Source organism: Helicobacter sp. UBA3407 (genome assembly GCF_949747025.1).
Classification (GTDB): Bacteria; Campylobacterota; Campylobacteria; order Campylobacterales; family Helicobacteraceae; genus Helicobacter_D; species Helicobacter_D ganmani.
Genome location: NZ_CATKCB010000030.1, coordinates 1 through 1,885, shown reverse-complemented (window position 1 = coordinate 1,885; position 1,885 = coordinate 1). Strand labels below are relative to the sequence as shown.

Genomic DNA, 1,885 nt, shown 5'->3' with positions numbered 1-1,885 from the left:
TAAATGGGGCTTTAACAAGTGGAATCACACCAACTTTGCGCGGAGTGAGTGCGGGTGTGCTGATTGTTTCTGCACATTTAAGAGAGAGTGTTTTTCACACAGAATGGTTACATTATCTTAAAAATTCACCTTATACTCTCATCGTAATGATGGCTTATAGCTTTGCAGATAAAATCGTTCAAAACGCTAAGGAGCTTGGAATCCCGCTTTCACTTCCTGCGGCATTTATTTCCAAAGTGGATTCCAAAGAGCAAAAATCCATCATCGGCACATTAGGGCAACTAGAGCAAATGGCTAAACTCTGCGATAAACCTGCAATCTTGATACTAGGCAAAGCGGTAGGAGAATGCCTCTGTATGCCCTTTGCGGGGCAAAGAATTATTCTATAAAATTATCAACAATTTAGAAATTAAGGTTAAAAATGAAAGAAATAAAATGGTTAGCAAAAGAAGATAGTTGGGCTAATATTATTGGCTTATTTTTAGTTTTAGGCATTAGTGCATTTTGGTTTTTTGATGGATTCTCTATAATTCAAGCTTTAAATGTGAAATTTGGCTCTTGGAGGGGGACGGATATTATGGACGCTTTCAAGAATCTCTCTTTCTTGAATTTTGTTATTTTATTTTGTTTTTTTGGAATTTGGTTTAGCATTGTTTCAAGATTCTTAAACAAAAAATTTAAGCCCTTTATTGTGAGCTTTAGCATTTTATTTATTCTTAGCATTCTTGTGTTTTTAATCAGTAGCCATTCACAAGCCAAAGAATTTCAGTTAGAATCCCCCTTAGTTGCGCTTCTGCTTGGATTAGTTTTGGGAAATTTTGCAAATCTCCCACAATGGTTTAAGGATTCCTTGCTTACGGAATTTTATGTCAAAATTGGAATTGTTCTTATGGGTGCAACCTTACCTTTAACGCTTTTAATCAATGCGGGTGGAATCGCTATTTTACAAGCTTGTATCATTACGATTGTTACTTTTTGGACGATTTATTTCGCAGCAACAAAACTTTTTAAGCTAGACTCAAGCTTTGGTGCAACCTTAGGGGCAGGAGGTTCTATTTGTGGTGTAAGTGCGGCAATCGTGATTGGAAATGCTGCAAAGGCAAAACAAGAACATATCAGCCTTGCCATTAGCATTGTTGTTTTATGGGCTGTGGTAATGGTAATTTTGCTGCCTCTATTTTGCAAGGCATTAGGCTTAGATGCTGGAGTAGCTGGAGCTTGGATTGGCACTTCAGAGTTTGCCGATTCCGCAGGATTAGCCGCAGCGCAATCCATTGGAGATGAACGAGCCATTGCAGCTTTTACACTCATTAAGGTGATTGGTAGAGATATGTTTGTGGGAATTTGGGCGGTGCTTGTGGCATTTTTATCTGTCGCGGTATGGCACAAACAAGAAAATACACGAGTTGGTATAGGAATAATTTGGGAGAGATTTCCAAAGTTCATTTTAGGATTCCTCATTGCCTCTGTGCTTGTAAGTCTCTTTACCCTTAACTTAGACTCTGCAAGCAGCCAGCAATTTTCCAAAGAAACATTGGGTTTGATTAAGACTTTGCGTAATTGGGTTTTCACTTGGACTTTTCTTTGTATTGGTTTAAATACGCAGTTTAAGAAAATTATGGCTGTGGGTTATAAGCCCTTTGTAGCATTCACGCTCGGTGTAGCTGTCAATTTACCACTTGGCTATCTGCTCTCGTCTTATATTTTTGAGGAATTTTGGACAAACTTTATGCGGTAAGCGGGTATTGCGTCCTTGCTAGCAGACAAACCCTACTCAAGGACGCAACCACATATCAATTCATAAGAATCTTTAATACAAATTTTAAGCTTATTTATCCATCTCCTCACACATTCTCTCAAACTCTTGATAATATTTCCAAGATTC

2 protein-coding genes and 1 pseudogene are annotated in these 1,885 nt (G+C 38.0%); 2 read left to right on the top strand and 1 reads right to left on the bottom strand.

Annotated features, from left to right (window positions below; all coding sequences use genetic code 11):
* Positions 1-389: pseudogene (locus Q1553_RS00310) on the top strand (uroporphyrinogen-III C-methyltransferase); the annotation flags it as partial.
* 32 nt (positions 390-421) lie between these two features.
* The gene (locus Q1553_RS00305) at positions 422-1,738 is read left to right on the top strand and encodes a putative sulfate exporter family transporter (protein WP_300706787.1); all 1,317 of its coding nucleotides are present in this window, start codon (positions 422-424) and stop codon (positions 1,736-1,738) included.
* A gap of 90 nt (positions 1,739-1,828) precedes the next feature.
* Here Q1553_RS00305 and Q1553_RS08470 read toward each other — a convergent pair.
* On the bottom strand, positions 1,829-1,885 hold a 57-nt coding region (locus tag Q1553_RS08470; RefSeq protein ID WP_366525085.1), incomplete at its 5' end, for a DUF2972 domain-containing protein.

Bases quoted from the DNA above. Each gene is read 5' to 3' on its own strand.
- Q1553_RS00305 (WP_300706787.1), top strand. From the start codon at position 422: ATGAAAGAAATAAAATGGTTAGCAAAAGAAGATAGTTGGGCTAATATT.